At 67.8% G+C, this 230-nt stretch carries 1 pseudogene; it reads left to right on the top strand.

The features are described 5' to 3' along the window. Positions 1-230: pseudogene (locus ACQG3P_RS25265) on the top strand (bifunctional histidinol-phosphatase/imidazoleglycerol-phosphate dehydratase); the annotation flags it as partial.

The following is a 230-nucleotide window of genomic DNA, read 5'->3' on the forward strand; positions in this document are numbered from 1 at the left end:
CTCCCCGCCGGCATCCTTCGACGGCCCCAACGACCTGATGCTGCAGATCTTCGCCCGCCAGGGCATCGTGTTCCGGGACGTGTTGATCGATGGCACCTGGCCGCACGACAACGCGCCCACGCGCAAGCCCGGCATCGGCTTGATGCTGCCGTACCTGCAGGACCGCAGCATCGACTGGGCGCGCTCGGCCTTGGTCGGTGACCGCCCGACCGATATCCAGTTCGCGCAGA

It is taken from the genome of Stenotrophomonas sp. SrG, assembly GCF_050031795.1.
In the GTDB taxonomy this organism is placed as follows: Bacteria; Pseudomonadota; Gammaproteobacteria; order Xanthomonadales; family Xanthomonadaceae; genus Stenotrophomonas; species Stenotrophomonas rhizophila_A.